Consider the following 25,398-nt stretch of genomic DNA (forward strand, 5'->3'; position numbering starts at 1 on the left):
CACCTGCGGGCGTTGGAGGCCGAAAGACCATGAAAGCCATTGAAATCACTTCGTACGGCGCCCCTGAGGTGCTGCGCGTGGCCGATCGTCCCGATCCGGTGGCGGGCGTGGGCGAGTTGCTGATCCGCGTTGCGGCCAGCGGGGTCAACCGCCCCGACGTGCTGCAGCGCATGGGGCACTATCCGGTGCCGCCGGGCGCTTCGGACTTGCCGGGCCTCGAAGTGGCCGGCGAGATCGTGTCGGGCGACGCCGCGGCGCTGGCCGAGGCGGGCTTCAAGATCGGCGACCACGTCTGCGCATTGATTGCCGGTGGCGGCTATGCCGAGCTGTGCGTGGCGCCCGTGGCGCAATGCCTGCCGGTGCCCAAGGGCTGGAGCGATGTCGATGCGGCTTCGCTGCCCGAGACCTTCTTCACCGTCTGGAGCAATGTGTTCGAGCGCGGCCGCCTGCAAAAGGGCGAGACGCTCCTGATCCAGGGCGGCTCGAGCGGCATCGGCGTCACGGCGATCCAGATCGCCAAGGCGCTCGGTGCGACCGTGATCGTCACGGCCGGCAGCGACGACAAGTGCGAAGCCTGCAAGAAGCTGGGGGCCGATCACGCCATCAACTACCGCACGAGCGACTTCGTCGAAGAGGCGAAGAAGCTCACCGGCGGCAAGGGCGTGGACGTGATCCTCGACATGGTGGCGGGCGAGTACGTGGCGCGCGAGATCGAGTGCCTGGCCGAAGACGGCCGGCTCGTGATCATTGCGGTGCAGGGCGGCGTGAAGGCCCAGATCAATGCCGGCCTCGTGCTGCGCAGGCGCCTCACGATCACCGGCTCCACGCTGCGGCCTCGGCCGGTGGCGTTCAAGGGCGCCATTGCCAAGGCACTGCGCGAAAAGGTGTGGCCGCTGCTCGAAAGCGGCGCGATCAAGCCTGTGATTCACAGCACTTTTGCGGTGGCGGGTGAACCCAGTGGCGCAGCCCAGGCTCACACGCTGATGGAATCGAACCAGCACATCGGCAAGATCGTGCTGACATGGTGACAACGAACAACGCGATGACAACCAAGAAGAAACTGATCGCCGGCAACTGGAAGATGAACGGCGGCCTGGCCGCCAACGAGGCGCTGGTGAAGGCGTTGCAGCAAGGCCTGGCGGCAAGCCCGGCCGCCTGCGATGTCGCGCTCTGCGCGCCTGCGCCGTACTTCGCGCAGCTGCAATCGCTGCTGGCGGGTTCGCCGTCGCTGGCACTCGGTGCGCAGGACATTTCGGCGCATCCCCAAGGCGCCTTCACCGGCGAGCAGTCGGCGGCGATGCTGAAGGATTTCGGCGTGCGCTATGCCATCGTCGGGCATTCCGAGCGTCGGCAATATCACGGCGAGACCGATGAGGTCGTGGCTGCGAAGGCGGCTGCTGCATTGGCGAACGGCATCACGCCGATCGTCTGTGTCGGCGAGACGCTGGCCGAGCGCGAAGCAGGGCAGACCGAAGAGGTCGTCAAGCGCCAGCTGGCCGCAGTAATCCACGTGAACGGCCACTGCATCAGCGAAATCGTCGTCGCCTACGAGCCCGTCTGGGCCATCGGCACGGGCAAGACGGCGTCGCCGGAGCAGGCGCAGGCAGTGCATGCCGTGCTGCGTGCGCAACTGCATCACGCGGCGAGCGAGCACGCGGCCGGCATCTGCATTCTTTATGGCGGCAGCATGAACGCGGCCAATGCCGCCGAACTGCTGGCGCAGGCCGACATCGACGGCGGCCTCATCGGCGGCGCGTCGCTCAAGGCCCCCGACTTTCTGCAGATCATTTCTGCCGCTGCGCGCTGAACGCGCAACGGCTGTTATCAATTAGGAGTAAGAACGAATGAACGTGGTCCTCAACCTTCTGGTCGGCGTGCAAATGCTGGCGGCCCTGGCGATGATCGGCCTGATCCTGATCCAGCACGGCAAGGGCGCCGACATGGGCGCCGCTTTCGGCAGCGGCAGTGCCGGCAGCCTGTTCGGTGCCAGCGGCAGCGCGAACTTCCTCTCGCGCACCACGGCCGTGCTGGCTGCGGTGTTCTTCGCATGCACGCTGCTGCTCGCGTACTTCAGCCATGCGCGTCCTGCGGGCGGCGGCAGTCTTCTCGAGCGTGCGGCCGTGGGTGCACCGGCAGCACCGGCATCTGGTGCAGCAGGCGAAATCCCTGGTGCGGGCGCTCCGAGTGCACCGGCTTCGGCACCTGCCGCACCCGTTTCGGGCGCCGGTCAGATTCCGAACAAGTAATCCAGTCGTTTTCATGCAGTCGCCAGCGAGAAACGGCTGTATTTCAGGGTAAACTCTAAAGCTGTTCAGAAAGCCAAATGCCTTAACCGGTACCTCATGCCATCTGAACAGCAAAAACCGCGGTCGTGGTGAAATTGGTAGACACGCTATCTTGAGGGGGTAGTGGCGAAAGCTGTGCGAGTTCGAGTCTCGCCGACCGCACCAAATCTCATCGGCAGAAAGCCTCATCCAGGGGTTCTTCTTGCCGGTGGCAAGCGGTGAAAAATTCTCGATGAACCTCGATTCCTACCTTCCCGTCCTTTTGTTCATTTTGGTCGGAGTCGGCGTAGGCGTCGCCCCCCAAGTCATCGGATACATCCTCGGCCCCAACCGGCCTGACGCTGCGAAGAACGCTCCCTATGAGTGCGGCTTCGAAGCCTTCGAGGATGCGCGCATGAAGTTCGACGTGCGCTATTACCTCGTTGCCATTCTCTTCATCCTGTTCGATCTCGAAATTGCCTTTCTCTTTCCGTGGGCCATTGCGCTCAAGGAGATCGGTGCTGTCGGCTTCTGGGCCATGATGATCTTTCTCGCCATCCTCGTCGTGGGCTTCGCCTACGAGTGGAAAAAAGGCGCGCTCGACTGGGAATGACAAGGAATCACGATGGCCATTGAAGGCGTTCTCAAAGAAGGTTTCGTCACCACCACCTATGACTCGGTGGTGAATTGGGCGAAGACCGGATCTCTCTGGCCGATGACGTTCGGCCTCGCATGCTGCGCGGTCGAAATGATGCACGCGGGCGCTGCCCGCTACGACATCGACCGTTTCGGCATGCTGTTCCGTCCGAGCCCGCGCCAGTCCGATCTGATGATCGTGGCCGGCACGCTGTGCAACAAGATGGCGCCGGCACTGCGCAAGGTTTATGACCAGATGCCCGAGCCGCGCTGGGTGCTCTCGATGGGCTCGTGCGCGAATGGCGGTGGCTACTACCACTACAGCTATTCAGTCGTGCGCGGCTGCGACCGCATCGTGCCCGTCGACGTCTACGTGCCCGGTTGCCCGCCCACCGCCGAAGCTTTGCTTTACGGCGTGATCCAGCTGCAGCAGAAGATTCGCCGCACCAACACCATTGCCCGCGCCTGAGAGATTGCCGACGATGACTGACTTTGCAATTTCGCCGGAGGTGCTGCGCGCCACCATCACCGAGGCGCTGGGCGCCAAGGCCAAGAGCGTGACGCTTGCGCTGGGCGAGGTGACTGTCGTGGTGAGTGCGGCCGACTACATCGAAGCCGCCACGTTGCTGCGCGATGCGCCCGGTTGCCGCTTCGAGCAATTGCTCGACCTCTGCGGCATGGACTATTCCGACTACCGCGAAGGCGAGTGGCAAGGCGAGCGCTTCTGCGTCGTCTCGCACCTGCTGTCGGTCACGCTCAACCAACGCGTGCGCCTCAAGGTGTTTGCGACCAGCGAAGACCTGCCCGTGGTCGACTCGCTCCAGCCCGTCTGGAGCGCCGCCACCTGGTTCGAGCGCGAAGCGTTCGACCTCTACGGCATCGTGTTCGACGGCCACGACGACCTGCGCCGCATCCTGACCGACTACGGCTTCATCGGCCACCCGTTTCGCAAGGACTTCCCGGTGTCGGGTCACGTCGAAATGCGCTACGACGAAGAACAGAAGCGCGTCGTGTACCAGCCGGTATCGATCGAGCCGCGAGAAATCACGCCGCGCGTGATCCGCGAAGACAACTACGGCGGCGGTTTGCACTGATATGGCCGAAATCAAGAACTACACCCTCAACTTCGGCCCCCAGCATCCGGCGGCGCACGGCGTGCTGCGCCTGGTGCTCGAGCTGGACGGCGAAGTGATCCAGCGCGCCGACCCGCACATCGGTCTCCTGCACCGCGCAACCGAGAAGCTCGCCGAATCGCGTACCTTCATCCAGTCGCTGCCCTACATGGACCGCCTCGACTACGTGTCGATGATGTCCAACGAGCATGCCTACTGCCTGGCCATCGAGCGGATGATGGGCCTGGACGTGCCGATCCGCGCGCAGTACATCCGCGTGATGTTCGCCGAGATCACCCGCCTGCTGAACCACCTCTTGTGGCTCGGCGCGCACGGCCTGGATTGTGGCGCGATGAACATGCTCATCTACTGCTTCCGCGAGCGCGAAGACCTGTTCGACATGTACGAAGCCGTCTCCGGCGCGCGCATGCACGCGGCGTATTTCCGTCCGGGCGGCGTCTACCGCGACCTGCCGGATGCGATGCCGCAGTACAAGGTCAGCAAGATCAAGAACGCGAAGGCCATCGAGCGCCTGAACGAAAACCGCCAGGGTTCGCTGCTCGACTTCGTCGACGACTTCTGCAAGCGCTTCCCGAAGATGGTCGACGAGTACGAGACGCTGCTCACCGACAACCGCATCTGGAAGCAGCGCACCGTGGGCATCGGCGTCGTGACGCCGGAGCGCGCGCTGAACCTGGGTTTCACCGGCCCCATGCTGCGCGGCTCGGGCATCGAATGGGACCTGCGCAAGAAGCAGCCCTACGACGTCTACGACCAGATGCAGTTCGACGTGCCCGTGGGCAAGACCGGCGACTGCTACGACCGCTACCTCGTGCGCGTCGAAGAGATGCGCCAGGCCAACAAGATCATCCAGCAATGCTCGGCATGGCTGCGTGTGAATCCCGGCCCGGTGATCACCGACAACCACAAGGTCGCCGCCCCCGCGCGCGAATCGATGAAGGCGAACATGGAGGAACTGATCCACCATTTCAAGCTCTTCACCGAAGGCTTCCACGTGCCCGAAGGCGAGGCCTATGCCGCCGTCGAGCATCCGAAGGGCGAGTTCGGCATCTATCTCGTGAGCGACGGCGCCAACAAGCCCTACCGCCTGAAGATCCGCGCACCCGGCTTCCCGCACCTCGCCGCCCTCGACGAAATGTCGCGCGGTCACATGATCGCCGACGCTGTCGCGGTGATCGGCACGATGGACATCGTGTTCGGCGAAATCGACAGGTGAGAAAGAGCGAATGACTTCCTCCGCCCACCACCATGACGCGGCCCCTTCGGCCCCGTTGACGGCCGACGTGCTCGAGCGCTTTGCGCGCGAGGTCGCCAAATACCCCGAAGCCGGCAAGGCCTCCGCCGTGATGGCGTGCCTGGCCATCGTCCAGCAGGGCGAAGGCTACATCAGCATGCAGCGCGAGCGCGAGATCGCCGACTACCTCGGCATGGCGCCCATCGCCGTGCATGAAGTGACGACCTTCTACAACATGTACAACCAGCACCCGGTGGGCAAGTTCAAGCTCAACGTGTGCACCAACCTGCCGTGCCAGCTGCGTGACGGCGTCACCGCGCTCGTTCACCTCGAGAAGAAGCTGGGCATCAAGATGGGCGAGACCACGGCCGACGGCGTGTTCACGCTGCAGCAGAGCGAGTGCCTGGGCGCCTGCGCCGATTCGCCCGTGATGCTGGTCAACGACCGCACCATGTGCAGCTTCATGAGCAACGAGAAGCTCGACCAGCTCATCGAGGGCCTGCGTGGCTCTACCAAAGGGGAGACCGCGTAATGTCACCCGAACAAGTGCTCCAGCAGTTCCAGGCCACGGGCGTCCAGACCTGTTTCCATGACCGCCACATCGAGCCGCAGATCTATGCGGGCTTGAACGGCACCAACTGGCGCCTGACCGACTACGAAGCGCGCGGCGGCTACAAGGCGCTGCGCAAGATCCTCACCGAGGGCCTCACGCCCGACCAGGTGATCGCCGAAGTGAAGGCCTCGGGCCTGCGCGGCCGTGGCGGCGCAGGTTTCCCGACGGGCCTGAAGTGGAGCTTCATGCCCCGCCAGTTCCCGGGCCAGAAGTACCTCGTCTGCAACTCCGACGAAGGCGAGCCGGGCACGTGCAAGGACCGCGACATCCTGCAGTTCAACCCGCACATCGTGATCGAAGGCATGGCCATCGCCGCGTATGCGATGGGCATCAGCGTGGGCTACAACTACATCCACGGTGAGATCTTCCAGAGCTACGACCGCTTCGAGGAAGCCCTCGAAGAAGCACGCGCCGCCGGCTACCTTGGCGACAAGATCATGGGCAGCACGTACAACTTCCAGTTGCACGCGGCCCATGGCTTCGGCGCCTACATCTGCGGCGAAGAAACCGCGCTGCTCGAATCGCTCGAGGGCAAGAAAGGCCAGCCGCGCTTCAAGCCGCCGTTCCCGGCGAGCTTCGGCCTCTACGGCAAGCCGACCACCATCAACAACACCGAGACCTTCGCGGCGGTGCCCTGGATCATCAACAACGGCGGTCCGGCGTATCTCGAATGCGGCAAGCCGAACAACGGCGGCACCAAGATCTATTCGGTGAGCGGTGACGTCGAGCTGCCGGGCAACTACGAAGTGCCCATGGGCACGCCGTTCTCCAAGCTGCTCGAACTGTGCGGCGGTGTCCGCAAGGGCCGCACGCTCAAGGCCGTGATCCCCGGTGGATCGTCCTCGCCGGTGCTGCCGGCCGACATCATGATGGCCTGCACCATGGACTACGACTCCATCGCCAAGGCCGGCTCCATGCTGGGCTCGGGCGCGGTGATCGTCATGGACGACAGCCGCTCGATGGTCGAGTCGCTCAAGCGCCTGTCGTACTTCTACATGCACGAGTCCTGTGGCCAGTGCACGCCGTGCCGCGAAGGCACGGGCTGGCTCTACCGCGTGGTGGACCGCATCCACAACGGGCAGGGCAAGGCGACCGACATGGACCTCTTGAACTCCGTGGCAGACAACATCCAGGGCCGCACCATCTGCGCCCTCGGCGATGCAGCGGCGATGCCGGTGCGCGCCATGATCAAGCACTTCCGCCACGAGTTCGAGGCCCTGATCCCTGGCTACGTCCCGAAGGCGCCCGTTCAGGCCTGAGCGCGAGAAGAAACATACTCATGATCGAAATCGAACTCGACGGCAAGAAGGTCGAAGTGACCGAAGGCAGCATGGTGATGCATGCGGCCGACAAGGCGGGCACCTACATCCCGCACTTCTGCTATCACAAGAAACTCAGCATCGCGGCCAACTGCCGCATGTGCCTGGTCGACGTGGAGAAGGCGCCCAAGCCGATGCCGGCCTGCGCCACGCCCGTCACGCAGGGCATGATCGTCCGCACCAAGAGCGAGAAGGCCATCAAGGCGCAGCAGTCGGTCATGGAGTTCCTCCTGATCAACCACCCGCTGGATTGCCCCATCTGCGACCAGGGCGGCGAGTGCCAGCTGCAAGACCTGGCCGTGGGCTACGGCGGCTCTTCTTCGCGCTACGAAGAAGAAAAGCGCGTCGTCTTCCACAAGGACGTCGGCCCGCTGATCAGCATGGAAGAAATGAGCCGCTGCATCCATTGCACGCGCTGCGTCCGCTTCGGCCAGGAAGTGGCCGGCGTGATGGAGCTGGGCATGACGCAGCGTGGCGAGCATTCCGAAATCGAGACCTTCCTCGGCGACTCGGTCGACTCGGAACTCTCGGGCAACATGATCGACATCTGCCCGGTCGGTGCGCTCACGAGCAAGCCGTTCCGCTACAGCGCCCGCACCTGGGAACTGTCGCGCCGCAAGTCCGTGAGCCCGCACGACTCCACCGGCTCGAACCTGATCGTGCAGGTCAAGAACAACCGCGTGATGCGCGTGGTGCCGCTGGAGAACGAAGACGTCAACGAATGCTGGATCGCCGACCGCGACCGCTTCTCGTACGAAGCGCTCAACGGCCCCGAACGCCTGACGCAGCCCATGCTCAAGCAAGGCGGCCAGTGGCAACAGGTCGACTGGCAGACCGCCCTCGAATACGTGGCCAATGGCCTGAAGCAGATCAAGACGGACCACGGCGCGCAAAGCATCGGCACGCTGGTCAGCCCGCACAGCACGCTCGAAGAGCTGCAGCTTGCGGCCATGCTCACGCGTGAACTGGGCAGCGACAACATCGACTATCGCCTCCGCAACGCCGAATTCACGGCGTTCGAAGGTGTGCGCTGGCTCGGTACCTCGATCGCATCGCTCACGCAAGTGCAGCGCGCGCTGGTCGTCGGTTCGAATCTGCGCAAGGAACATCCGCTGTTCGCACAGCGCATCCGCCAGGCCGTGCGCAAGGGCGCCGCGCTGTCGGTGATCACCTCGGCCAGCCTCATGGCAGACCGCGAAGCCTGGGCCATCAACGTGGCGCAATCGACGATCGTCGAAGCCGACCACTGGGTCGAAGCCCTGGCTGCCGTCGCTGCCGCCATCGGCCAGACCAACGGCGCTGCTGCACCGCTGGCACCGAAGAATGCTCCGGACGCCGCCGCACAAGCCATCGCAGCCTCGCTGCTGGGCGGCGAGCGCAAGGCGATCCTGCTCGGCAACGCCGTCGCCCACCACGCCCAAGCCAGCAGCCTGCTGGCCCTGGCGAACTGGATCGGCGCTCAGACCGGCGCCACCGTCGGCTTCCTGACCGAAGCCGCCAACACCGTGGGCGCGCAGCTCGTCGGCGCCTTCCCGAAGAACGGTGGCCTCGATGCCGGCCGCATGCTCGCCGCGGGCTCGGGCCTCAAGGCCGTGCTGCTGCTGAACACCGAGCCCGTGTTCGACTCGGCCGCCGGTGCTGCCGCCGCCGATGTCATCGGCAATGCGCAGATGGTCGTCACGCTGAGCCCCTTCAAGGCCAACCTCGAATTCAGCGACGTGCTGCTGCCCATCGCGCCGTTCACCGAAACGCCTGGCACCTTCGTCAATGCCGAAGGCCGCCTGCAAGGTTTCCATGCCGTCGTGAAGCCGCAAGGCGAAGCGCGTCCGGCCTGGAAGGTGCTGCGCGTGCTGGCCAACCTGCTGGGTCTGCCCGGCTTCGCGTTCGAATCGACCGCCGACGTGCTCAAGACGGTGGGCGAGAGCGGTGCCGTTCCGGCCAACGCCCTGAACAATGCAACGGCTGCCAACGCTGTCGCCTCCAACGGCGTCGCACCGGCACCTGTGGTCGCGAGCATCTACCAGCTCGACTCCATCGTGCGCCGCGCGCCGTCGCTGCAACTGACGGCCGATGCGCGCAACGCATCGACCGCACCGGTCGCATCGAGTCAGGCCGAGGAGGCATTGGCATGATCGACACCATTCATGGCTTCGGCCAGGGGCTGATCGCCGCAGGCTGGTGGACGGCCGTGGCATGGCCCGTGATCTGGACGCTGATCAAGATCATCGTGGTCGTGATCCCGTTGATGCTGGCCGTGGCCTACCTCACGCTGTGGGAACGCAAGGCCATCGGCTTTACGCAGATCCGCATCGGCCCCAACCGCATCGGACCGCTGGGCCTGCTCCAGCCGATCGCCGATGCGCTCAAGCTGATGACCAAGGAAATCATCCTTCCGACGGTCGCCAACAAGGGCCTGTTCCTGCTCGGCCCGGTCATGACCATCATGCCGGCGCTCGCCGCGTGGGCGGTGATTCCCTTCGGGCCCGATGTGGCGCTGGCCAACATCAACGCGGGCCTCTTGTTCGTGATGGCCATCACCTCGCTTGAGGTGTACGGCGTGATCATTGCCGGCTGGGCGTCGAACTCGAAGTACGCGTTCCTCGGCGCGCTGCGCGCCTCGGCACAGATGGTGAGCTACGAAATCGCGATGGGCTTCTGCTTCGTCGTGGTGCTGATGGTCACGGGCAGCCTGAACATGAGCGAGATCGTCAACGTGCAGGGCAAGGGCATGTTCGCCAACATGGGTGTCGGCGTCCTGTCGTGGAACTGGCTGCCGCTGCTGCCGATCTTCGTCGTCTACTTCATCTCGGGGCTGGCAGAAACCAACCGCCATCCGTTCGACGTGGTGGAAGGCGAATCGGAAATCGTTGCGGGCCACATGATCGAGTACTCGGGCATGAGCTTCGCGATGTTCTTCCTGGCCGAGTACGCCAACATGTGGCTGGTCTCGATCCTGACCGTGGTGCTGTTCCTGGGCGGCTGGCTGCCACCGTTCGAGTTCCTGAGCTTCATTCCCGGCTGGATCTGGCTCGGTGCCAAGACCTTCTGCGTGGTCACCATGTTCCTGTGGGTGCGCTCGACGTTCCCGCGCTTCCGTTATGACCAGATCATGCGTCTGGGCTGGAAGATCTTCATTCCCGTCACCCTCGTGTGGCTGGTCGTGGTCGGTGGCTGGATGCAGACGCCGTTCAACATCTGGAAATAACTGGAAGCGCCAACATCATGTCTGCTGCGCACACCGCAACACCGTCCGCGCCGTTCTCGCTGAAGGACTTCCTTGGCAGCTTCATGCTGTTCGAGCTGTTCAAGGGCCTGGCGATCACGGGCAAGTACGCCTTCGCCCGCAAGATCACGGTGCAGTTCCCCGAAGAGAAGACGCCGCTGTCGCCGCGTTTCCGCGGCCTGCACGCGCTGCGCCGCTATGAAAACGGCGAAGAGCGCTGCATTGCCTGCAAGCTCTGCGAAGCCGTTTGCCCGGCGCTGGCGATCACCATCGAGTCCGATGTGCGCGACGACGGCTCGCGCCGCACCACGCGCTACGACATCGACCTGACCAAGTGCATCTTCTGCGGCTTCTGCGAAGAGAGCTGCCCGGTCGACTCGATCGTGGAGACCCATATCTTCGAATACCACGGCGAAAAGCGCGGCGACCTGTACTTCACCAAGGACATGCTGCTGGCCGTGGGCGACCGCTACGAAAAAGAAATTGCAGCGAACAAGGCGGCCGACGCCAAGTACCGCTGATCCGATCAGCCCGAAACCCGTACCAATTCGAATTCCAATGGACGTCAAGACCGGTCTGTTCTATCTGTTTGCCGTGGTGCTGCTGTTTGCAGCCTTCCGCGTCATCACCGCCCGCAATCCCGTGTACGCCGCGCTGTACCTGGTGCTGGCCTTCTTCCAGGCCTCGGCCATCTGGTTGCTGTTGCGCGCCGAGTTCCTCGCGATCTCGCTCGTGCTGGTGTATGTCGGCGCCGTGATGGTGCTGTTCCTCTTCGTCGTGATGATGCTGGACATCAACGTGGACGGCTTGCGAGAGGGCTTCTGGAAGCACTTCCCGCTCGCGGCGGGTGTCGGCGCGCTGATCGCGCTCGAAATGGCCGCCGTGCTGATGGGCGGCTTCCGCCTGGGTGAAGCGCCGCGTGCCATGGCGACTACTTCCGCCAACACCTCGAACACGCTCGAACTGGGCAAGCTGCTCTATTCCGAATACCTGTATCCGCTGGAAATCGCCGCGGTCATCCTGCTCGTGGCCATCGTGGCCGCCATTGCACTGACGCTGCGCACCCGCAAGGACAGCAAGTACGTCAACCCCTCCGACCAGGTGCGCGTGAAGGCGCGCGACCGCGTGCGCATCGTGCAGATGCAGGTCACGCGTGCGGCCGAACCTGTGGTGGAAGCACCCCCGGCGGATGCGGCAGCAAAGGAAAACAAGGCATGACGCTCACGCTCGGACACTTTCTCTCGCTCGGCGCGATGCTCTTCGCGCTGTCGGTGATCGGCATCTTCCTGAACCGCAAGAACCTGATCGTGCTGCTGATGGCCATCGAACTGATGCTGCTGGCGGTCAACATGAACTTCGTGGCGTTCTCGCACTACCTGGGCGACATGCACGGCCAGATCTTCGTGTTCTTCATCCTGACGGTGGCAGCGGCCGAGTCGGCCATCGGCCTGGCCTTGCTGGTGCTGCTGTTCCGCAACAAGTCGAACATCAACGTCGACGAACTCAACTCGCTCAAGGGTTGATAGCAACATGAGCGCAACCCTTTCCGCATCCACCCTGCTGGCCGTGCCCATGGCACCCCTGGTCGGCGCCGTCGTCGCAGGCCTCTTCGGCACCAGGTTCGGTGGCAATCACATCGGCCGCAAGGTCACGCATTCGCTGACGATCCTGGGCGTACTCGTCGCCTTCATCATCTCGGCCATGACGCTCAAGAGCGTGGTGGTCGACGGTGCCCGCTTCAACGCCACGCTCTACGAATGGATGGTGGTGGGCGGCCTGAAGATGGAAGTCGGCTTCCTGGTCGACGGCCTCACGGCCATGATGATGTGCGTGGTGACCTTCGTGTCGCTGATGGTGCACATCTACACCATCGGCTACATGGAAGAAGACGACGGCTACAACCGCTTCTTCTCGTACATCTCCCTGTTCACCTTCTCGATGCTGATGCTCGTCATGAGCAACAACATGCTCCAGCTCTTCTTCGGCTGGGAAGCGGTGGGCCTGGTGTCGTACCTGCTGATCGGCTTCTGGTTCAACAAGCCGACCGCGATCTTCGCGAACATGAAGGCCTTCCTGGTCAACCGCGTGGGCGACTTCGGCTTCATCCTGGGCATCGGCCTCATTGCTGCCTACGCCGGCACGCTGAACTACGGCGAAGCCTTCGCCAAGGCCAACACGCTGGCCGGCATCACCTTCCCCGGCACCGAGTGGATGCTGATCACCGTGATCTGCATCTGCCTGTTCATCGGCGCGATGGGCAAGAGCGCGCAGTTCCCGCTGCACGTGTGGCTGCCCGACTCGATGGAAGGCCCGACGCCCATCTCCGCGCTGATCCACGCGGCCACGATGGTGACGGCCGGCATCTTCATGGTGGCGCGCATGTCGCCGCTGTTCGAGCTGAGCGACACGGCCCTGAGCTTCATCCTCGTGATCGGCGCCATCACCGCGCTCTTCATGGGCTTCCTGGGCATCATCCAGAACGACATCAAGCGCGTGGTCGCGTACTCGACGCTCTCGCAACTGGGCTACATGACGGTGGCACTGGGCGCCTCGGCCTACTCGGTCGCGGTGTTCCACCTGATGACGCACGCGTTCTTCAAGGCGCTGCTGTTCCTGGGCGCGGGCTCGGTGATCATCGGCATGCACCACAACCAGGACATCCGCTGGATGGGCGGCGTGCGCAAGTACATGCCCATCACCTGGATCACCTCGCTGCTGGGTTCGCTCGCGCTGATCGGCACGCCGTTCTTCGCAGGCTTCTACTCGAAGGACAGCATCATCGAAGCGGTGCACGAGAGCCACCTGTGGGGCGCGAACTTCGCCTACTACGCGGTGCTGGCCGGCGTGTTCATCACGGCGTTCTATTCGTTCCGCATGTACTTCCTGGTCTTCCACGGCAAGGAACGCTACGACCAGAACCCCGATGCGCACCATGACGACCATGCGGCGCACGGCGACGATCACGGCCATGGCCATGACGGCCACGATGCCCACAAGCCGCACGAATCGCCGATGGTGGTCTGGTTGCCACTGGTGCTGCTGGCCATTCCCTCGGTGGTGATCGGCTTCATGACGATCGAGCCGATGCTCTTCGGCGAGTTCTTCAAGCAGGCGATCTTCGTGGACGGTACCAAGCACCACGCCATGAAGGAACTGGAAGAAGCTTTCCACGGCCCCGTCGCCATGGCGATCCACGGCCTGCAGGCCGCGCCGTTCTGGCTGGCGCTGGCAGGCGTGGTGCTGTCGTACTACATGTACATGATCAACCCGGCGTTGCCGGCCGCGATCAAGCGCGCCTGCGATCCGATCTATCGCCTGCTCGAGAACAAGTACTACCTCGACTGGATCAACGAGAACATCATCGCCCGCGGTGCGCGTGCGCTCGGTACCGGCCTCTGGAAGGGCGGCGACCAGGCCCTGATCGACGGTGCCGTGGTCAATGGTTCGTGGAAAGTGATCGGCCGTATCTCCAGCGTGGTTCGCTGGGTGCAGTCGGGCTACATCTATCACTATGCCTTCGCGATGCTGCTCGGCATCTTCATCCTGATGACGTACTTCGTCTGGTTCAAACGCTGAGCCCGAACGCTGGAGAAAAAGAAAAATGGGTTTGTTGAGCCTTGCCATCTGGGTGCCGATCGCATTCGGCGCCGTGCTGCTGGCGTTTGGCCGCGACGAGCATGCCAAGGGCGTGCGCTGGGTCGCGCTGGTCGGCGCCATCGTGAGCTTCCTGGTCACGGTGCCGCTGTTCACGCGCTTCCAGAACGGAACCGCCGCCATGCAGTTCGTCGAGAAGACGAGCTGGATCTCCCGCTTCAACGTCAATTACCACATCGGTCTTGACGGCCTGTCGCTGTGGATGGTGTTGCTGACCTCGTTCATCACGGTCGTGGTCGTGATCTCGGCCTGGGAAGTGATCACCGAGCGCGTGAACCAGTACATGGGCGCGTTCCTGATCCTGTCGGGTTTCATGATCGGCGTGTTTTCCGCGCTCGACGGCATCCTGTTCTACGTGTTCTTCGAAGCCACGCTGATCCCGATGTACCTGATCATCGGTATCTGGGGCGGCCCGAACAAGATCTACGCGGCGTTCAAGTTCTTCCTCTACACCTTGCTCGGCTCGCTGCTGATGCTGGTGGCGCTGATCTTCCTGTACAACAAGTCGGGCGGCAGCTTCGACATCCTGGCCTGGCACAAGCTGCCGCTGGGCTCGACTGCGCAGACCTTCCTGTTCTTCGCCTTCTTCGCGGCCTTCGCCGTCAAGGTGCCGATGTGGCCGGTCCACACGTGGCTGCCTGACGTGCACGTCGAGGCGCCCACGGGCGGATCGGCCGTGCTGGCCGCGATCATGCTGAAGCTGGGCGCCTACGGTTTCCTGCGCTTCTCGATGCCCATCGCTCCCGATGCGTCGCACGAATGGGCCTGGCTCATGATCGCGCTGTCGCTGATCGCGGTGATCTACGTGGGCCTGGTCGCGCTGGTGCAGCAGGACATGAAGAAGCTGGTGGCCTACTCGTCGGTCGCCCACATGGGTTTCGTGACGCTGGGCTTCTTCATCTTCAACGAGCTCGGCGTGTCCGGCGGCATCGTGCAGATGATTGCGCACGGCTTCGTCTCGGGCGCCATGTTCCTGGGCATCGGCGTGCTGTACGACCGCGTGCACTCGCGCCAGATCGCCGACTACGGCGGCGTGGTCAACACCATGCCCAAGTTCGCCGCGTTTGCGCTGCTGTTCGCCATGGCCAATTGCGGCCTGCCGGGCACCGCCGGTTTCGTGGGCGAGTGGATGGTGATCCTGGGCGCCGTGAAGGCCAACTTCTGGATCGGCCTGGGGGCAGCCACCGCGCTGATCTTCGGCGCCGCCTACACCCTGTGGATGTACAAGCGCGTGTACCTCGGCCCGGTCGGCAACGACCACGTCAAGGAGCTCACCGACATCAACGCCCGCGAGTTCCTGATGCTGTCGCTGCTGGCGATCGCCGTGTTGTGGATGGGCCTGTATCCGAAGCCCTTCACCGATGCGATGGACGCCTCGGTCGTTGAGCTTCTTCGCCATGTGGCAGTTTCGAAGCTGCCCTCATAACCATGAGCCCCCACGTTTGCGGCTACGCCGCTGCTCTGCCCCCCAAGGGGGCTCGGACCGGCTTGGGGCGGCCCTGCGCCGTCCGGCCACGCTGAAGACAAGAGAACGAGATGATTGACAAACTCAGCTGGGTCACGATCTACCCCGAAATCGTGTTGCTGGTCATGGCCTGCATCATTGCGCTGGTCGACCTGTCGGACACGAGCCCGCGCCGCACCCGCACCTATGTGCTGACGCTGCTCACGCTGCTGGTGGTGGCCGTGCTCACCGGCATGGCCGCGCTCGACGGCAAGACCTCGTACGGCTTCGGCGGCATGGTCGTGAGCGACTCGATGGGCAACTGGCTCAAGTGCTTCTCCACCATCGCCTTGATGGTCACCCTGATCTACGGCCGCCCGTATGCGGCCGACCGCGAGATGCTGCGCGGCGGCGAACTGTTCACCGTGAGCATGTTCGCGCTGCTGGGCATGTTCGTCATGATCTCGGGCAGCAACTTCCTCCTGATCTACCTGGGCCTGGAATTGCTCACGCTCTCGAGCTACGCGCTCGTCGCGCTGCGCCGCGACAACGCGGTGGCCAGCGAAGCGGCCATGAAGTACTTCGTGCTCGGCGCGATGGCCAGCGGCTTCCTGCTGTACGGCCTGTCGATGATGTACGGCGCGACCGGCTCGCTCGACCTGAACGAAGTGTTCAAGGCGATCTCGACCGGCAAGGTCAATCACCAGGTGCTGGTGTTCGGGCTCGTGTTCATCGTGGCCGGCCTGGCATTCAAGGTGGGCGCGGCGCCTTTCCACATGTGGGTGCCCGACGTCTACCAGGGCGCGCCCACGGCCGTCACGCTCCTGATCGGCGCGGCGCCCGAGCTGGCTGCCTTCGGCATCATCATCCGCCTCCTGGTGGACGGCCTGCAGCCGCTCGCGATCGACTGGCAGCAGATGCTGGCCGTGCTGGCCATTGCGTCGCTGCTGATCGGCAACCTCGCCGCCATCGCACAGAGCAACCTCAAGCGGATGCTGGCGTACTCGACCATCTCGCAGATGGGCTTCATGCTGCTGGGCATGGTCGCGGGCTCGGACCTGTCGGGCACGCAGAACGCACAGGCCGCCTACAGCGCCTCGATGTTCTACATCGTGACCTACGTGCTGACCACCCTGGCGAGCTTCGGCATCATCCTGCTCTTGGCGCGCGAAGGCTTCGAGAGCGAGGAGATCACCGATCTGGCCGGCCTCAACCAGCGCAGCCCGCTGTACGCCGGCGTGATGGCCATCGCGATGTTCTCGCTGGCGGGTCTTCCTCCGCTGGTCGGCTTCTACGCGAAGCTGGCCGTGCTGCAGGCACTGATCGCCTCGGGCCAGGCCATCTACATCGGCCTGGCGGTGTTCGCCGTGATGATGTCGCTGGTCGGCGCCTTCTACTACCTGCGCGTGGTCAAGGTCATGTACTTCGACGCACCGGTCACGGCCACCACCGTGTCGGCTTCGTTCGACGTGCGCACCGTGCTCGCGATCAACGGCGCACTGATCCTGATTCTCGGCGTGCTGCCCGGCGGTCTGATGACGCTGTGCTACGACGCCATCGCGGCCACGCTGGCCCACTGACGCGGCCGGCCCACGGTGTCGCAAACCGCGTCGGTCTGGGTCGTCCTGCTGGTGGCGCTGCTGGCCGCCAACCTGCCGTTCTTCAACGAGCGCCTGTTCGGTGCGGTGCCGCTGCCGGCGAGGCGCAAATCGCTCGCGATCCGCTTTGCCGAGCTGGTGGTGCTGTACTTCATTGCCGGTGGCATCGGGCTGCTGTTCGAACGCAGGGCGGGGCAGATTTCGCCCCAGGGCTGGGAGTTCTACGCGGTGACCGGCGCGCTCTTCATCGTGCTGGCCTTTCCAGGGTTCACCTGGCGCTACCTGATGAAGCACAGGCACTGACATGACACCTCCCATCGCCGATTCGCACCTGAAGGAAGAGCTCGTCAGCAGCGAGGAGCTCTTCAAGGGCAAGTTCCTGCAGGCCAAGCGCGACACCATCCGCCTGCCCGATGGCCACAACGCCACGCGCGAATACGTGGTGCATCCCGGCGCGGTGGTGGTGATTCCGCTGCTCGACGATGGCCGCGTGGTGCTGGAGCGGCAGTACCGCTACCCGGTGGGCCATGTGATGGTCGAGTTTCCGGCCGGCAAGCTCGATCCGGGCGAAGACCCGCTGGTCTGCGGCCAGCGCGAGCTGCTCGAGGAAACCGGCTACACCGCACGCGAGTGGGCGCATGCCGGTGCGATGCACCTGGCCGTGGCGTACTCGACCGAGATCATCCACATCTACTTCGCGCGGGGCCTCTCGCTCGGCGAGCGGCAACTCGACCACGGCGAGTTCCTCGACGTGTTCACCGCCACGCCCGGGGAACTGGCGGGCTGGTGCGGCGACGGCACGGTGACCGACGCCAAGACGCTGACCTGCACCCTCTGGCTGCAGAACGTCCTTTCCGGCGCATGGGCACTCGACTGGAAAGCGGCAGCGTCGCAAGGCGGCGCGGGATAATCCGCGCATGAAGGTCCTCGATCTCCGCTGCACGCATGCCCATGGCTTCGAGGGCTGGTTCGCGTCCAACGAGGCCTTCGAGACGCAGTTGGCAAGTGGGCTGGTCGAATGCCCGGTCTGCGGCGACACCGCCATCGTCAAGCTGCTGAGCGCGCCGCGCCTGAATCTTGGCAATGCCAAGGCGCCAGTAGAGGCAGCGCCCGCTGCACCCTCCCAGATGCCGGCACAACAACTCTCCCCTGAAGCCCGCTGGATGCGCGCCGTGCGCGAGGTCATTGCGAAGACCGAGGACGTCGGCGATCGTTTTGCCGAGGAAGCCCGCAAGATGCACTACGGCGAAGCCGAAGAGCGTGGCATTCGCGGGCAGGCGACACCCGAGCAGACCGAAGCGCTGCTCGACGAAGGCATTGCGGTGATGCCGCTGCCGATTCCCGCAGCGCTCAAAGAGACGCTGCAGTAACCGCCCCGCGGCTCAGGCCGTGAACTGAAGCGCGGCCAGGCGGGCGTAGACCCCGCCTTGCGCCACCAGCGCCGCGTGCGTTCCCTGTTCGACGATGCCGCCGTGGTCCAGCACGATGATGCGGTCGGCCTTCTGCACGGTCGCCAGGCGGTGCGCAATGACCAGCGTCGTGCGGCCTTCCATGGCCGATTCGAGCGCGGCCTGCACCATGCGCTCGCTCTCTGCATCGAGCGCGCTGGTGGCCTCGTCCAGCAGCAGCAGCGGCGGGTTCTTGAGGATCGCGCGTGCAATCGCGATGCGCTGGCGCTGGCCGCCCGAGAGGCGCACGCCGCGCTCGCCGAGGAAGGTGTCGTAGCCCTCGGGCAATGCTGCAAGGAAGTCGTGCGCGAACGCGGCGCGGGCGGCCGCGTGCACCTCGTCCGCCGTGGCTTCGGGCCGGCCGTAGCGGATGTTCTCGAATGCGCTGGCCGAGAAGATCACCGCGTCCTGCGGCACGAGGCCGATGCGGGTGCGCAGGTCGGGCAGGGCGAGCGACGCCAGCGGCGCGCCGTCCAGCAGCAGCTGGCCCGACTGCGGGTCGTAGTAGCGCAGCAGCAACTGGAACACCGTGCTCTTGCCCGCGCCGCTGGAGCCGACCAGCGCCACCGTCTCGCCGGGCGCGATGTCCAGGCTGAAGTCGCGCAGTGCCGGCGTACCGGGCCGCGATGGGTAGTGGAAGGTCACCGCGTCCAGCTTGATCGTGCTGCCCGCGGCCGGGATCGGCGTGACTGTCGGATTCGGCGGGGAGGTGATGACGGCCGGCGCGTGCAGCAACTCCATCAGCCGTTCGGTGGCCCCGGCTGCGCGCAGCAGATCGCCGTACACCTCGCCGAGCACGGCGGTCGCGCTCGCGAGGATGGCCACGTAGACCACGGTCTGGCCGAGGTGGCCGGCCGTGATGTCGCCCCGCAGCACGGCTTGCGTGCCTTGGTAGAGACCCCAGAGCAGCGCCGCCGAGGTCGCGATGATGATGAAGGCCACGAGCACCGAGCGCGCCTTGGTGCGGCGCACGGCGGTGCGGAAGGCGTTCTCGGTCGAGGCGTCGAAGCGGTCGGCCTCGCGCCCCTCGGCCGTGTAGCTTTGCACCACCGGAATCGCATTCAGCACTTCGGCTGCGATGGCGCTCGAATCGGCCACGCGGTCCTGGCTGGCGCGCGAGAGCTTGCGCACCCGCCGGCCGAACCACATGCTCGGCAGCACCACCAGCACCAGGATGCCCAGCACCTGCACCATCACATAAGGATTGGTCCAGACCAGCACGGCCAGGGCGCCCACGCCCATCACCGCATTGCGCAGGCCCATGCTGAGGGACGAGCCCACGACCGTCTGCACCAGGGTCGTGTCGGCGGTCAGGCGCGAGAGCACTTCCCCCGTCTGCGTGGTCTCGAAGAAGGCCGGGCTCTGGTGCAGCACATGGCCGTAGACCGCGTTGCGCAGGTCTGCGGTGACGCGTTCGCCGAGCCAACTCACGGTATAGAAGCGCGCCGCCGAAAACAGACCCAGCGCCACGGCCACGGCGAAGAGGGCGCCGAAGTGCTCGCGCAGCGCCATGGTCTGGGCGCCCTTGTCGGGATTGATCAGTCCGCCGTCGATCAGGCTTCGCAGCGCGAGCGGAAAAGCCAGCGTCGTGACGGCCGCCATCACCAGGAAAACGGCCGCCAGCACGATCTGCACGCGGTAGGGGCGAAGGAAGGGGCTCAGGCCCGACAGCGACCGGGGCGAGCCCTTGGCCATGGAAGACGGTGGGGAGGAAGCCATGGGCGCGGATTCTACCGAAACCTTGCCCCTACAAAGGCAGCCTTGACAATAACTGCCATGGCAGCTAATATTTCGACCCATGAGCGATGCAAACACCCCCAACGCCTCGTCGGACCCCGATGACGCTGTGCGTCGTCCGCCTGTCTTCTACCGGGCGGAGAGTTACCAGACCGAGGAAAGCATCGGTTACCTGATGCGCCGCATCGTCACGGCGGTGGCCCAGTCGGTAGAAACCCGCATGTGCGATCCCGGCAGCCCGACCTTTCCGCAGTGGGTGCCGTTGTACAAGCTGCACATCGGCGCGGCCACCACGGTGGCCGAACTGGCCCGGGCTTGCGAACTCGATACCGGCGCCATGACGCGGCTGCTCGACCGCCTCGAAGCCAAGGGGCTGTGCCGCCGCGTGCGCTCGCTCGAAGACCGCCGCGTGGTCAACATCGAACTCACCGACGAAGGCCGTGCCGCCGCCAAGGAAGTGCCTTACGTGCTCAGCCGCGTGCAGAACGAGCATCTGGCAGGTTTCACCACCGAGGAATGGGAGCAGCTCAAGGGTTACTTGCGCCGCATCCTCGACAACGCGCAGGCCCTCGCGGCCCGTGGAGATAAAAATGAATGATTCCCTCGCCGTGCGCGCTGTGCGTCGCACTCCCGTCGTGGCAGCCGCGTTGCTGCTGGTTGCGCTGGCCGGTTGTGCCGACATGGCCGGCATCGGTTCGCAGGCAAAGCTGCGCGATGCGTCGTCGCTGGGCATCGCGCCCGACAGCGCCGCGGCGCCCGTCTCCAGGCTCGACACCCAATGGTGGCTCGCCTTCGGCGACGCGCAGCTCAACACGCTGATCGACCAGGCCGTGGCCGGCAATCCGAACCTGCAGGTCGCGCAGGCCCGCCTCGCGCGGGCGCAGGCCTCGGCGGACATCGCCGGTGCGGCGCTCAAGCCCAAGGTCAACGGCGAGCTCGACCTGAACCGCCAGAAGTTCAACAGCAACTACATCTACCCCGCACCGCTCGGCGGCTCGACGCAGAACATCGGCCTGCTGCAACTGGGCGCAAGCTGGGAGCTCGACTTCTTCGGCAAGAACCGCACCGCGCTGGACACCGCCATCGGCGCCGCCAACGCCGCCGCGGCCGATGCCGATGCCGCACGCGTGCTGCTCGCCAGCAACGTCGCGCGCAGCTACTTCCAGTGGGCGCGCCTGAACGACCAGTTGACGGTTGCCAAACGCACGCTCGCCCAGCGCGACGAGACGCTCAAGCTCGTGCACGACCGCGTCTCCGCCGGGCTCGACACCAACCTCGAACTGCGCCAGAGCGAAGGCGGCCTGCCTGAAGCGCGCCAGCAGATCGAAGCCCTCAACGAGCAGATCGCGCTGCAGCAGCATGCGCTCGACGCGCTCGTGGGCCAGCCCAATGTGTCGGCATCGCTCAAGCCGCCGGTGCTCGCCGGCGTCAAGCCGATGGCGTTGCAGGCCAACATCCCGGCCGACCTGCTGGGCCGCCGCGCCGACATCGCCGCTGCCCGCTGGCGCGTCGAAGCGGCCACCAGCGACGTGGCCAACGCCAAGACCCAGTTCTATCCCAACGTGAACCTCACGGCCTTCGTCGGCTTCCAGAGCCTGGGCTTCGGCAAGCTGCTCAAGTCGGGCAGCGAGCAGTGGGGCGTGGGCCCGGCCATCAGCCTGCCGATCTTCGAAGGCGGCAAGCTGCGCGCCAACCTGCGCGGCAAGTCGGCCGACCTGGACGTGGCGGTCGAGAGCTACAACGCGACGGTGATCGATGCGGTACGCGATGCCGCCGACCAGGTCTCCAGCGCCCAGTCGATCACCCGCCAGCAGACCGAACAGCGCGCCGCGCAGACGGCCGCCGAAGGCGCCTACGACATCGCGGTGCAGCGCTACCGCGCGGGCCTGGGCAACTACCTCAACGTGCTGACGGCGGAAACCTCGGTGCTGGCGCAGCGCCGGCTGGCCGTCGATCTGGCCGCGCGCGCGCTGGACACGCAGGTGGGCCTCGCGCGGGCTCTCGGCGGTGGCTGGCAGCCGCCGGCGACCTCGACCGCCACGGCATCGGCCCCGACGGCCGTAGTGAACTGAACAGACCTGACTCGACGCCCGACTCTCTCGTTTTCGGAAAGAAATTCATCATGAGCGACAACAACACTCCGACGCCCGCTGCTTCCGCAGCTCCCACAGCCGTTGCTGCACCCGAAGCGCCCGCCGGCAACGGCAAGCGCCGCCGCGCGCTCACGGCCCTTGCGGCCGTGGTGATCGTCGCCGGCGGCGGCTGGGGCCTCTACGAATGGCTGGTCGCCAGCCACTACGAGGACACCGACAACGCCTACGTGCAGGGCAACGTCATCCAGATCACGCCGCAGATCGGCGGCACCGTCATGGCCATCAACGCCGACGACACCGACTTCGTGAAGGCCGGCCAGCCGCTGGTGCAGCTCGATCCGGCCGATGCCAAGGTCTCGCTCGAACAGGCCGAAGCCGCGCTGGCCCAGGCCGTGCGCCAGACGCGCACGCTCTACGCCAACAACGGCTCGCTGGCCGCGCAGGTCACGCTGCGCCAGTCGGACATCGTCAAGGCACAGAGCGACATCGCCAAGGCGCAGGACGACCTGCAGCGCCGCCGCGCGCTCTCGGGCAACGGCGCGGTGTCCAAGGAAGAACTCAACCACGCCGAAACACAGCTCGACACGGCCAAGAGCCAGCTCGCCGCCGCGCAGGCCGGCGTGGTCGCCGCCAAGGAAGCGCTGGTGAGCAACCAGTCGCTGACCGACGGCACCAGCGTCGCGCAGCACCCCAGCGTGCTGGCCGCCGCCGCCAAGGTGCGCGAGGCCTACCTCGCCACGCAGCGCGTCGCCATGCCCGCGCCGGTGGACGGCTACGTCGCCAAGCGCACCGTGCAGCTCGGCCAGCGCGTCTCGGCCGGCACGCCGATGATGTCGATCGTGCCGCTCAACCAGCTGTGGGTCGACGCCAACTTCAAGGAAGTGCAGCTGCGCAACATCCGCATCGACCAGCCCGTGAAGCTCACGGCCGACGTCTACGGCAAGAAGGTCGAATACAGCGGCAAGGTCGCGGGCCTGGGCGTGGGCACTGGCAGCGCGTTCGCACTGCTGCCGGCACAGAACGCGACCGGCAACTGGATCAAGGTGGTGCAGCGCGTGCCCGTGCGCATCGCGCTGGACCCCGAGCAGCTCAAGGCCAACCCGCTGCGCATCGGCCTGTCGATGGACGCCGAGATCGACATCTCCTCCAAGAGCGGCAAGATGCTCGCCGACGCACCGCGCGGCAGCGCGCTCACGCAGACGCAGGTCTACAGCCAGCTGGACCGCGGCGCCGATGCTGAAGTGGACCGCATCGTCGCGGCCAACCTCGGCCGGGCCGCACCGGCCACCGCCGCTGCCGCACCGGCAAGCCGTGCGCCCGCGGCTGGTACGCCGGCCACGCCGGCCACCGGTGCGCAGGTCGCCACCCAGGGCCAGCCCGGTTGATCGTTGCCCGCTTCGCTTGAACTGAAAAAGCACGCGCAATGGCCACCGCCGCTCCCGCTTACATAGCGCACGCACCGCTCGAGGGCTCCGCCCGCGTGTGGGGCACGATCGCGCTGTCTGCGGCAACCTTCATGAACGTGCTCGACTCGTCGATCGCGAACGTGTCGTTGCCGGCCATCTCGGGCGACCTGGGCGTGAGCACCACGCAGGGCACCTGGGTCATCACCAGCTTCGCGGTGGCCAACGCCATCGCGGTGCCGCTCACGGGTTTCATGACCCAGCGCTTCGGCCAGGTGCGCCTGTTCATGGCCAGCGTGATCCTGTTCATGATGGCCTCGCTGCTGTGCGGCCTGGCGCCCAACATGACCACGCTCATCCTGTTCCGCGCGCTGCAGGGCTTTGTCGCCGGTCCGATGATTCCGCTGTCGCAGACGCTGCTGCTGTCGAGCTATCCGAAGGCCAAGGCCGGCCTTGCGATGGCGATGTGGTCGATGACCACGCTGGTCGCGCCGGTGATGGGGCCGCTGCTGGGCGGCTGGATCACCGACAACATCTCGTGGCCGTGGATCTTCTACATCAACATCCCCGTGGGCATCGTCGCGGCTTCCATCACCTGGGCGCTCTATCGCAAGCGCGAGAGCACCACGCACAAGGTGCCGATCGACGCCATCGGCCTGGCGCTCCTGGTGCTGTGGGTGGGCTCGATGCAGCTGATGCTCGACAAGGGCAAGGAGCTCGATTGGTTCCACTCGCCGCAGATCATCACGATGGCCGTGGTGGCCGTGGTGGGCTTCGCGTTCTTCCTGATCTGGGAGCTGACCGACAAGCACCCGGTGGTCGACCTGTCGCTCTTCAAGCGCCGCAACTTCTGGTCGGGCGCCGTGGCAACGGCCGTGGCCTACGGCCTGTTCTTCGGCAACGTGGTGCTGCTGCCGCTGTGGCTGCAGCAATGGATGGGCTACACCGCGACGCAGGCGGGGATGATCATGGCGCCCGTGGGGCTCCTGGCGATCTTCTTCTCGCCGATCGTCGGACTCACGGTGGCCAAGATCGATCCGCGCCGCTATGCGACCTTCTCGTTCCTGGTGTTCGCGCTCATCCTGTGGATGCGGTCGAACTTCAATACGCAGGCCGACTTCGTGACGATCATCATCCCGACGATCATCCAGGGCATCGCGATGGCGTTCTTCTTCATCCCGCTGGTGACGATCACGCTGTCGGGCCTCACGCCAGACCGCATTCCGGCCGCCTCGGGGTTGTCGAATTTCCTGCGGATCACGGCCGGTGCCATGGGCACCTCGCTCACCACCACGCTGTGGGACAACCGCGCGACGCTGCACCACGCGCAACTCGCGGAGACCATCAACCAGGGCAACAACGCCGCCACCAGCGCGATGTCCGGGCTCGCCAGCAGCGGCTTCAGCACCGACCAGGTGATGGGGCAGATCAACCGCCTGGTCGACCAGCAGGCCTACATGCTGGCGACGAACGACATCTTCTATGCGTCGGCGATCCTGTTCCTCTTGCTGATTCCGCTGGTGTGGCTGGCCAAGCCGCAAAAGGGCGGTGCCGGCGGCGATGCCGCAGCCGGCGCGCACTGACAACACACGCCGTGAT

General features: G+C 65.2%; 25 protein-coding genes and 1 tRNA gene. 25 read left to right on the forward strand and 1 reads right to left on the reverse strand.

All coding sequences use genetic code 11. The annotated features are described in order from the left end of the window. Positions 1-29 precede the first annotated feature (29 nt). The 21 genes from BM133_RS02020 to BM133_RS02120 all read left to right on the forward strand — a co-directional run bounded on the left by BM133_RS02020 (position 30) and on the right by BM133_RS02120 (position 18,488). Complete coding sequence (locus tag BM133_RS02020) at positions 30-1,028, forward strand: NAD(P)H-quinone oxidoreductase (RefSeq protein WP_093431288.1); 999 nt, start codon at positions 30-32, stop codon at positions 1,026-1,028. Next, a complete protein-coding gene (gene tpiA / locus BM133_RS02025; RefSeq protein ID WP_093431290.1) occupies positions 1,022-1,807 on the forward strand; it encodes a triose-phosphate isomerase in 786 nt (261 codons plus the stop codon). Before BM133_RS02020 ends, tpiA begins: the two co-directional genes overlap by 7 nt. Positions 1,808-1,844: 37 nt before the next feature. Further along, positions 1,845-2,246, forward strand: a complete 402-nt coding sequence (gene secG, locus BM133_RS02030; RefSeq protein ID WP_093431291.1) for a preprotein translocase subunit SecG — start codon at positions 1,845-1,847, stop codon at positions 2,244-2,246. A 119-nt stretch (positions 2,247-2,365) separates the two neighbouring features. Beyond that, positions 2,366-2,450: transfer RNA gene (locus BM133_RS02035), tRNA-Leu, on the forward strand. 67 nt (positions 2,451-2,517) lie between these two features. After that, positions 2,518-2,877, forward strand: a complete 360-nt coding sequence (locus tag BM133_RS02040) for an NADH-quinone oxidoreductase subunit A (RefSeq protein ID WP_012748607.1) — start codon at positions 2,518-2,520, stop codon at positions 2,875-2,877. A 12-nt stretch (positions 2,878-2,889) separates the two neighbouring features. Beyond that, the gene (locus BM133_RS02045) at positions 2,890-3,369 is read left to right on the forward strand and encodes a NuoB/complex I 20 kDa subunit family protein (RefSeq protein ID WP_007837763.1); all 480 of its coding nucleotides are present in this window, start codon (positions 2,890-2,892) and stop codon (positions 3,367-3,369) included. A gap of 13 nt (positions 3,370-3,382) precedes the next feature. Further along, a complete protein-coding gene (locus BM133_RS02050; RefSeq protein ID WP_093431293.1) occupies positions 3,383-3,994 on the forward strand; it encodes an NADH-quinone oxidoreductase subunit C in 612 nt (203 codons plus the stop codon). Position 3,995: 1 nt separating this feature from the next. After that, entirely contained in the window at positions 3,996-5,249 is a 1,254-nt protein-coding gene (locus tag BM133_RS02055; RefSeq protein WP_093431294.1) for an NADH-quinone oxidoreductase subunit D, read from the forward strand. A gap of 10 nt (positions 5,250-5,259) precedes the next feature. Next, entirely contained in the window at positions 5,260-5,799 is a 540-nt protein-coding gene (nuoE, locus tag BM133_RS02060; RefSeq protein WP_256219034.1) for an NADH-quinone oxidoreductase subunit NuoE family protein, read from the forward strand. Then, positions 5,799-7,139 carry an NADH-quinone oxidoreductase subunit NuoF gene (gene nuoF, locus BM133_RS02065; RefSeq protein ID WP_093431297.1) on the forward strand — a complete coding sequence of 447 codons (1,341 nt, stop codon included), beginning with the start codon at positions 5,799-5,801 and terminating at the stop codon, positions 7,137-7,139. The genes nuoE and nuoF overlap by 1 nt, the downstream gene beginning before the upstream one ends. A 20-nt stretch (positions 7,140-7,159) precedes the next feature. Next, entirely contained in the window at positions 7,160-9,331 is a 2,172-nt protein-coding gene (nuoG, locus tag BM133_RS02070) for an NADH-quinone oxidoreductase subunit NuoG (RefSeq protein ID WP_093431299.1), read from the forward strand. Then, on the forward strand, positions 9,328-10,404 hold the full coding sequence (nuoH, locus tag BM133_RS02075) for an NADH-quinone oxidoreductase subunit NuoH (protein ID WP_093431300.1): 1,077 nt from the start codon (positions 9,328-9,330) through the stop codon (positions 10,402-10,404). Before nuoG ends, nuoH begins: the two co-directional genes overlap by 4 nt. A 17-nt stretch (positions 10,405-10,421) precedes the next feature. Next, positions 10,422-10,943, forward strand: coding sequence for an NADH-quinone oxidoreductase subunit NuoI (nuoI, locus tag BM133_RS02080; protein WP_042579825.1), 522 nt, complete (start codon positions 10,422-10,424; stop codon positions 10,941-10,943). A gap of 37 nt (positions 10,944-10,980) precedes the next feature. Next, positions 10,981-11,640, forward strand: coding sequence for an NADH-quinone oxidoreductase subunit J (locus BM133_RS02085; RefSeq protein WP_093431302.1), 660 nt, complete (start codon positions 10,981-10,983; stop codon positions 11,638-11,640). Next, complete coding sequence (gene nuoK, locus BM133_RS02090; RefSeq protein WP_007837741.1) at positions 11,637-11,945, forward strand: NADH-quinone oxidoreductase subunit NuoK; 309 nt, start codon at positions 11,637-11,639, stop codon at positions 11,943-11,945. The genes BM133_RS02085 and nuoK overlap by 4 nt, the downstream gene beginning before the upstream one ends. A 7-nt stretch (positions 11,946-11,952) precedes the next feature. Beyond that, on the forward strand, positions 11,953-13,998 hold the full coding sequence (gene nuoL, locus BM133_RS02095; RefSeq protein ID WP_093431304.1) for an NADH-quinone oxidoreductase subunit L: 2,046 nt from the start codon (positions 11,953-11,955) through the stop codon (positions 13,996-13,998). A 25-nt stretch (positions 13,999-14,023) separates the two neighbouring features. Further along, entirely contained in the window at positions 14,024-15,502 is a 1,479-nt protein-coding gene (locus tag BM133_RS02100) for an NADH-quinone oxidoreductase subunit M (protein WP_093431305.1), read from the forward strand. Between the two features lie 110 nt (positions 15,503-15,612). After that, positions 15,613-17,100, forward strand: a complete 1,488-nt coding sequence (gene nuoN / locus BM133_RS02105; RefSeq protein WP_093431307.1) for an NADH-quinone oxidoreductase subunit NuoN — start codon at positions 15,613-15,615, stop codon at positions 17,098-17,100. A gap of 15 nt (positions 17,101-17,115) precedes the next feature. After that, positions 17,116-17,421, forward strand: a complete 306-nt coding sequence (locus tag BM133_RS02110; RefSeq protein WP_093431308.1) for a DUF2818 family protein — start codon at positions 17,116-17,118, stop codon at positions 17,419-17,421. A 1-nt stretch (position 17,422) separates the two neighbouring features. After that, positions 17,423-18,028, forward strand: a complete 606-nt coding sequence (locus tag BM133_RS02115) for an NUDIX domain-containing protein (protein WP_093431310.1) — start codon at positions 17,423-17,425, stop codon at positions 18,026-18,028. A gap of 7 nt (positions 18,029-18,035) precedes the next feature. Continuing rightward, entirely contained in the window at positions 18,036-18,488 is a 453-nt protein-coding gene (locus tag BM133_RS02120) for a DUF1178 family protein (RefSeq protein WP_093431312.1), read from the forward strand. A gap of 12 nt (positions 18,489-18,500) precedes the next feature. On the opposite strand, the gene BM133_RS02125 is transcribed toward BM133_RS02120, so the two are convergent. Continuing rightward, entirely contained in the window at positions 18,501-20,285 is a 1,785-nt protein-coding gene (locus BM133_RS02125; protein WP_093431313.1) for an ABC transporter transmembrane domain-containing protein, read from the reverse strand. Between the two features lie 79 nt (positions 20,286-20,364). On the opposite strand from BM133_RS02125, the gene BM133_RS02130 reads away from it, so the two are divergent. The 4 genes from BM133_RS02130 to BM133_RS02145 are packed head-to-tail and all read left to right on the forward strand — an operon-like array spanning position 20,365 to position 25,382. Next, the gene (locus BM133_RS02130; RefSeq protein ID WP_093431315.1) at positions 20,365-20,901 is read left to right on the forward strand and encodes a MarR family winged helix-turn-helix transcriptional regulator; all 537 of its coding nucleotides are present in this window, start codon (positions 20,365-20,367) and stop codon (positions 20,899-20,901) included. After that, on the forward strand, positions 20,894-22,375 hold the full coding sequence (locus BM133_RS02135; RefSeq protein ID WP_093431316.1) for an efflux transporter outer membrane subunit: 1,482 nt from the start codon (positions 20,894-20,896) through the stop codon (positions 22,373-22,375). The genes BM133_RS02130 and BM133_RS02135 overlap by 8 nt, the downstream gene beginning before the upstream one ends. A gap of 50 nt (positions 22,376-22,425) precedes the next feature. Continuing rightward, complete coding sequence (locus BM133_RS02140) at positions 22,426-23,781, forward strand: HlyD/EmrA/EmrK family protein (protein WP_093431318.1); 1,356 nt, start codon at positions 22,426-22,428, stop codon at positions 23,779-23,781. 38 nt (positions 23,782-23,819) lie between these two features. Continuing rightward, the gene (locus BM133_RS02145; RefSeq protein ID WP_093431319.1) at positions 23,820-25,382 is read left to right on the forward strand and encodes a DHA2 family efflux MFS transporter permease subunit; all 1,563 of its coding nucleotides are present in this window, start codon (positions 23,820-23,822) and stop codon (positions 25,380-25,382) included. Positions 25,383-25,398 lie beyond the last annotated feature (16 nt).

The organism is Variovorax sp. 770b2 (genome assembly GCF_900115685.1).
In the GTDB taxonomy this organism is placed as follows: domain Bacteria; phylum Pseudomonadota; class Gammaproteobacteria; order Burkholderiales; family Burkholderiaceae_C; genus Variovorax.

Coding starts and splice junctions, on each gene's coding strand:
- BM133_RS02020 (WP_093431288.1), top strand. CDS start 30: ATGAAAGCCATTGAAATCACTTCGTACGGCGCCCCTGAGGTGCTGCGC.
- tpiA (WP_093431290.1), top strand. CDS start 1,022: ATGGTGACAACGAACAACGCGATGACAACCAAGAAGAAACTGATCGCC.
- secG (WP_093431291.1), top strand. CDS start 1,845: ATGAACGTGGTCCTCAACCTTCTGGTCGGCGTGCAAATGCTGGCGGCC.
- BM133_RS02040 (WP_012748607.1), top strand. CDS start 2,518: ATGAACCTCGATTCCTACCTTCCCGTCCTTTTGTTCATTTTGGTCGGA.
- BM133_RS02045 (WP_007837763.1), top strand. CDS start 2,890: ATGGCCATTGAAGGCGTTCTCAAAGAAGGTTTCGTCACCACCACCTAT.
- BM133_RS02050 (WP_093431293.1), top strand. CDS start 3,383: ATGACTGACTTTGCAATTTCGCCGGAGGTGCTGCGCGCCACCATCACC.
- BM133_RS02055 (WP_093431294.1), top strand. CDS start 3,996: ATGGCCGAAATCAAGAACTACACCCTCAACTTCGGCCCCCAGCATCCG.
- nuoE (WP_256219034.1), top strand. CDS start 5,260: ATGACTTCCTCCGCCCACCACCATGACGCGGCCCCTTCGGCCCCGTTG.
- nuoF (WP_093431297.1), top strand. CDS start 5,799: ATGTCACCCGAACAAGTGCTCCAGCAGTTCCAGGCCACGGGCGTCCAG.
- nuoG (WP_093431299.1), top strand. CDS start 7,160: ATGATCGAAATCGAACTCGACGGCAAGAAGGTCGAAGTGACCGAAGGC.
- nuoH (WP_093431300.1), top strand. CDS start 9,328: ATGATCGACACCATTCATGGCTTCGGCCAGGGGCTGATCGCCGCAGGC.
- nuoI (WP_042579825.1), top strand. CDS start 10,422: ATGTCTGCTGCGCACACCGCAACACCGTCCGCGCCGTTCTCGCTGAAG.
- BM133_RS02085 (WP_093431302.1), top strand. CDS start 10,981: ATGGACGTCAAGACCGGTCTGTTCTATCTGTTTGCCGTGGTGCTGCTG.
- nuoK (WP_007837741.1), top strand. CDS start 11,637: ATGACGCTCACGCTCGGACACTTTCTCTCGCTCGGCGCGATGCTCTTC.
- nuoL (WP_093431304.1), top strand. CDS start 11,953: ATGAGCGCAACCCTTTCCGCATCCACCCTGCTGGCCGTGCCCATGGCA.
- BM133_RS02100 (WP_093431305.1), top strand. CDS start 14,024: ATGGGTTTGTTGAGCCTTGCCATCTGGGTGCCGATCGCATTCGGCGCC.
- nuoN (WP_093431307.1), top strand. CDS start 15,613: ATGATTGACAAACTCAGCTGGGTCACGATCTACCCCGAAATCGTGTTG.
- BM133_RS02115 (WP_093431310.1), top strand. CDS start 17,423: ATGACACCTCCCATCGCCGATTCGCACCTGAAGGAAGAGCTCGTCAGC.
- BM133_RS02120 (WP_093431312.1), top strand. CDS start 18,036: ATGAAGGTCCTCGATCTCCGCTGCACGCATGCCCATGGCTTCGAGGGC.
- BM133_RS02125 (WP_093431313.1), bottom strand. CDS start 20,285: ATGGCTTCCTCCCCACCGTCTTCCATGGCCAAGGGCTCGCCCCGGTCG.
- BM133_RS02130 (WP_093431315.1), top strand. CDS start 20,365: ATGAGCGATGCAAACACCCCCAACGCCTCGTCGGACCCCGATGACGCT.
- BM133_RS02135 (WP_093431316.1), top strand. CDS start 20,894: ATGAATGATTCCCTCGCCGTGCGCGCTGTGCGTCGCACTCCCGTCGTG.
- BM133_RS02140 (WP_093431318.1), top strand. CDS start 22,426: ATGAGCGACAACAACACTCCGACGCCCGCTGCTTCCGCAGCTCCCACA.
- BM133_RS02145 (WP_093431319.1), top strand. CDS start 23,820: ATGGCCACCGCCGCTCCCGCTTACATAGCGCACGCACCGCTCGAGGGC.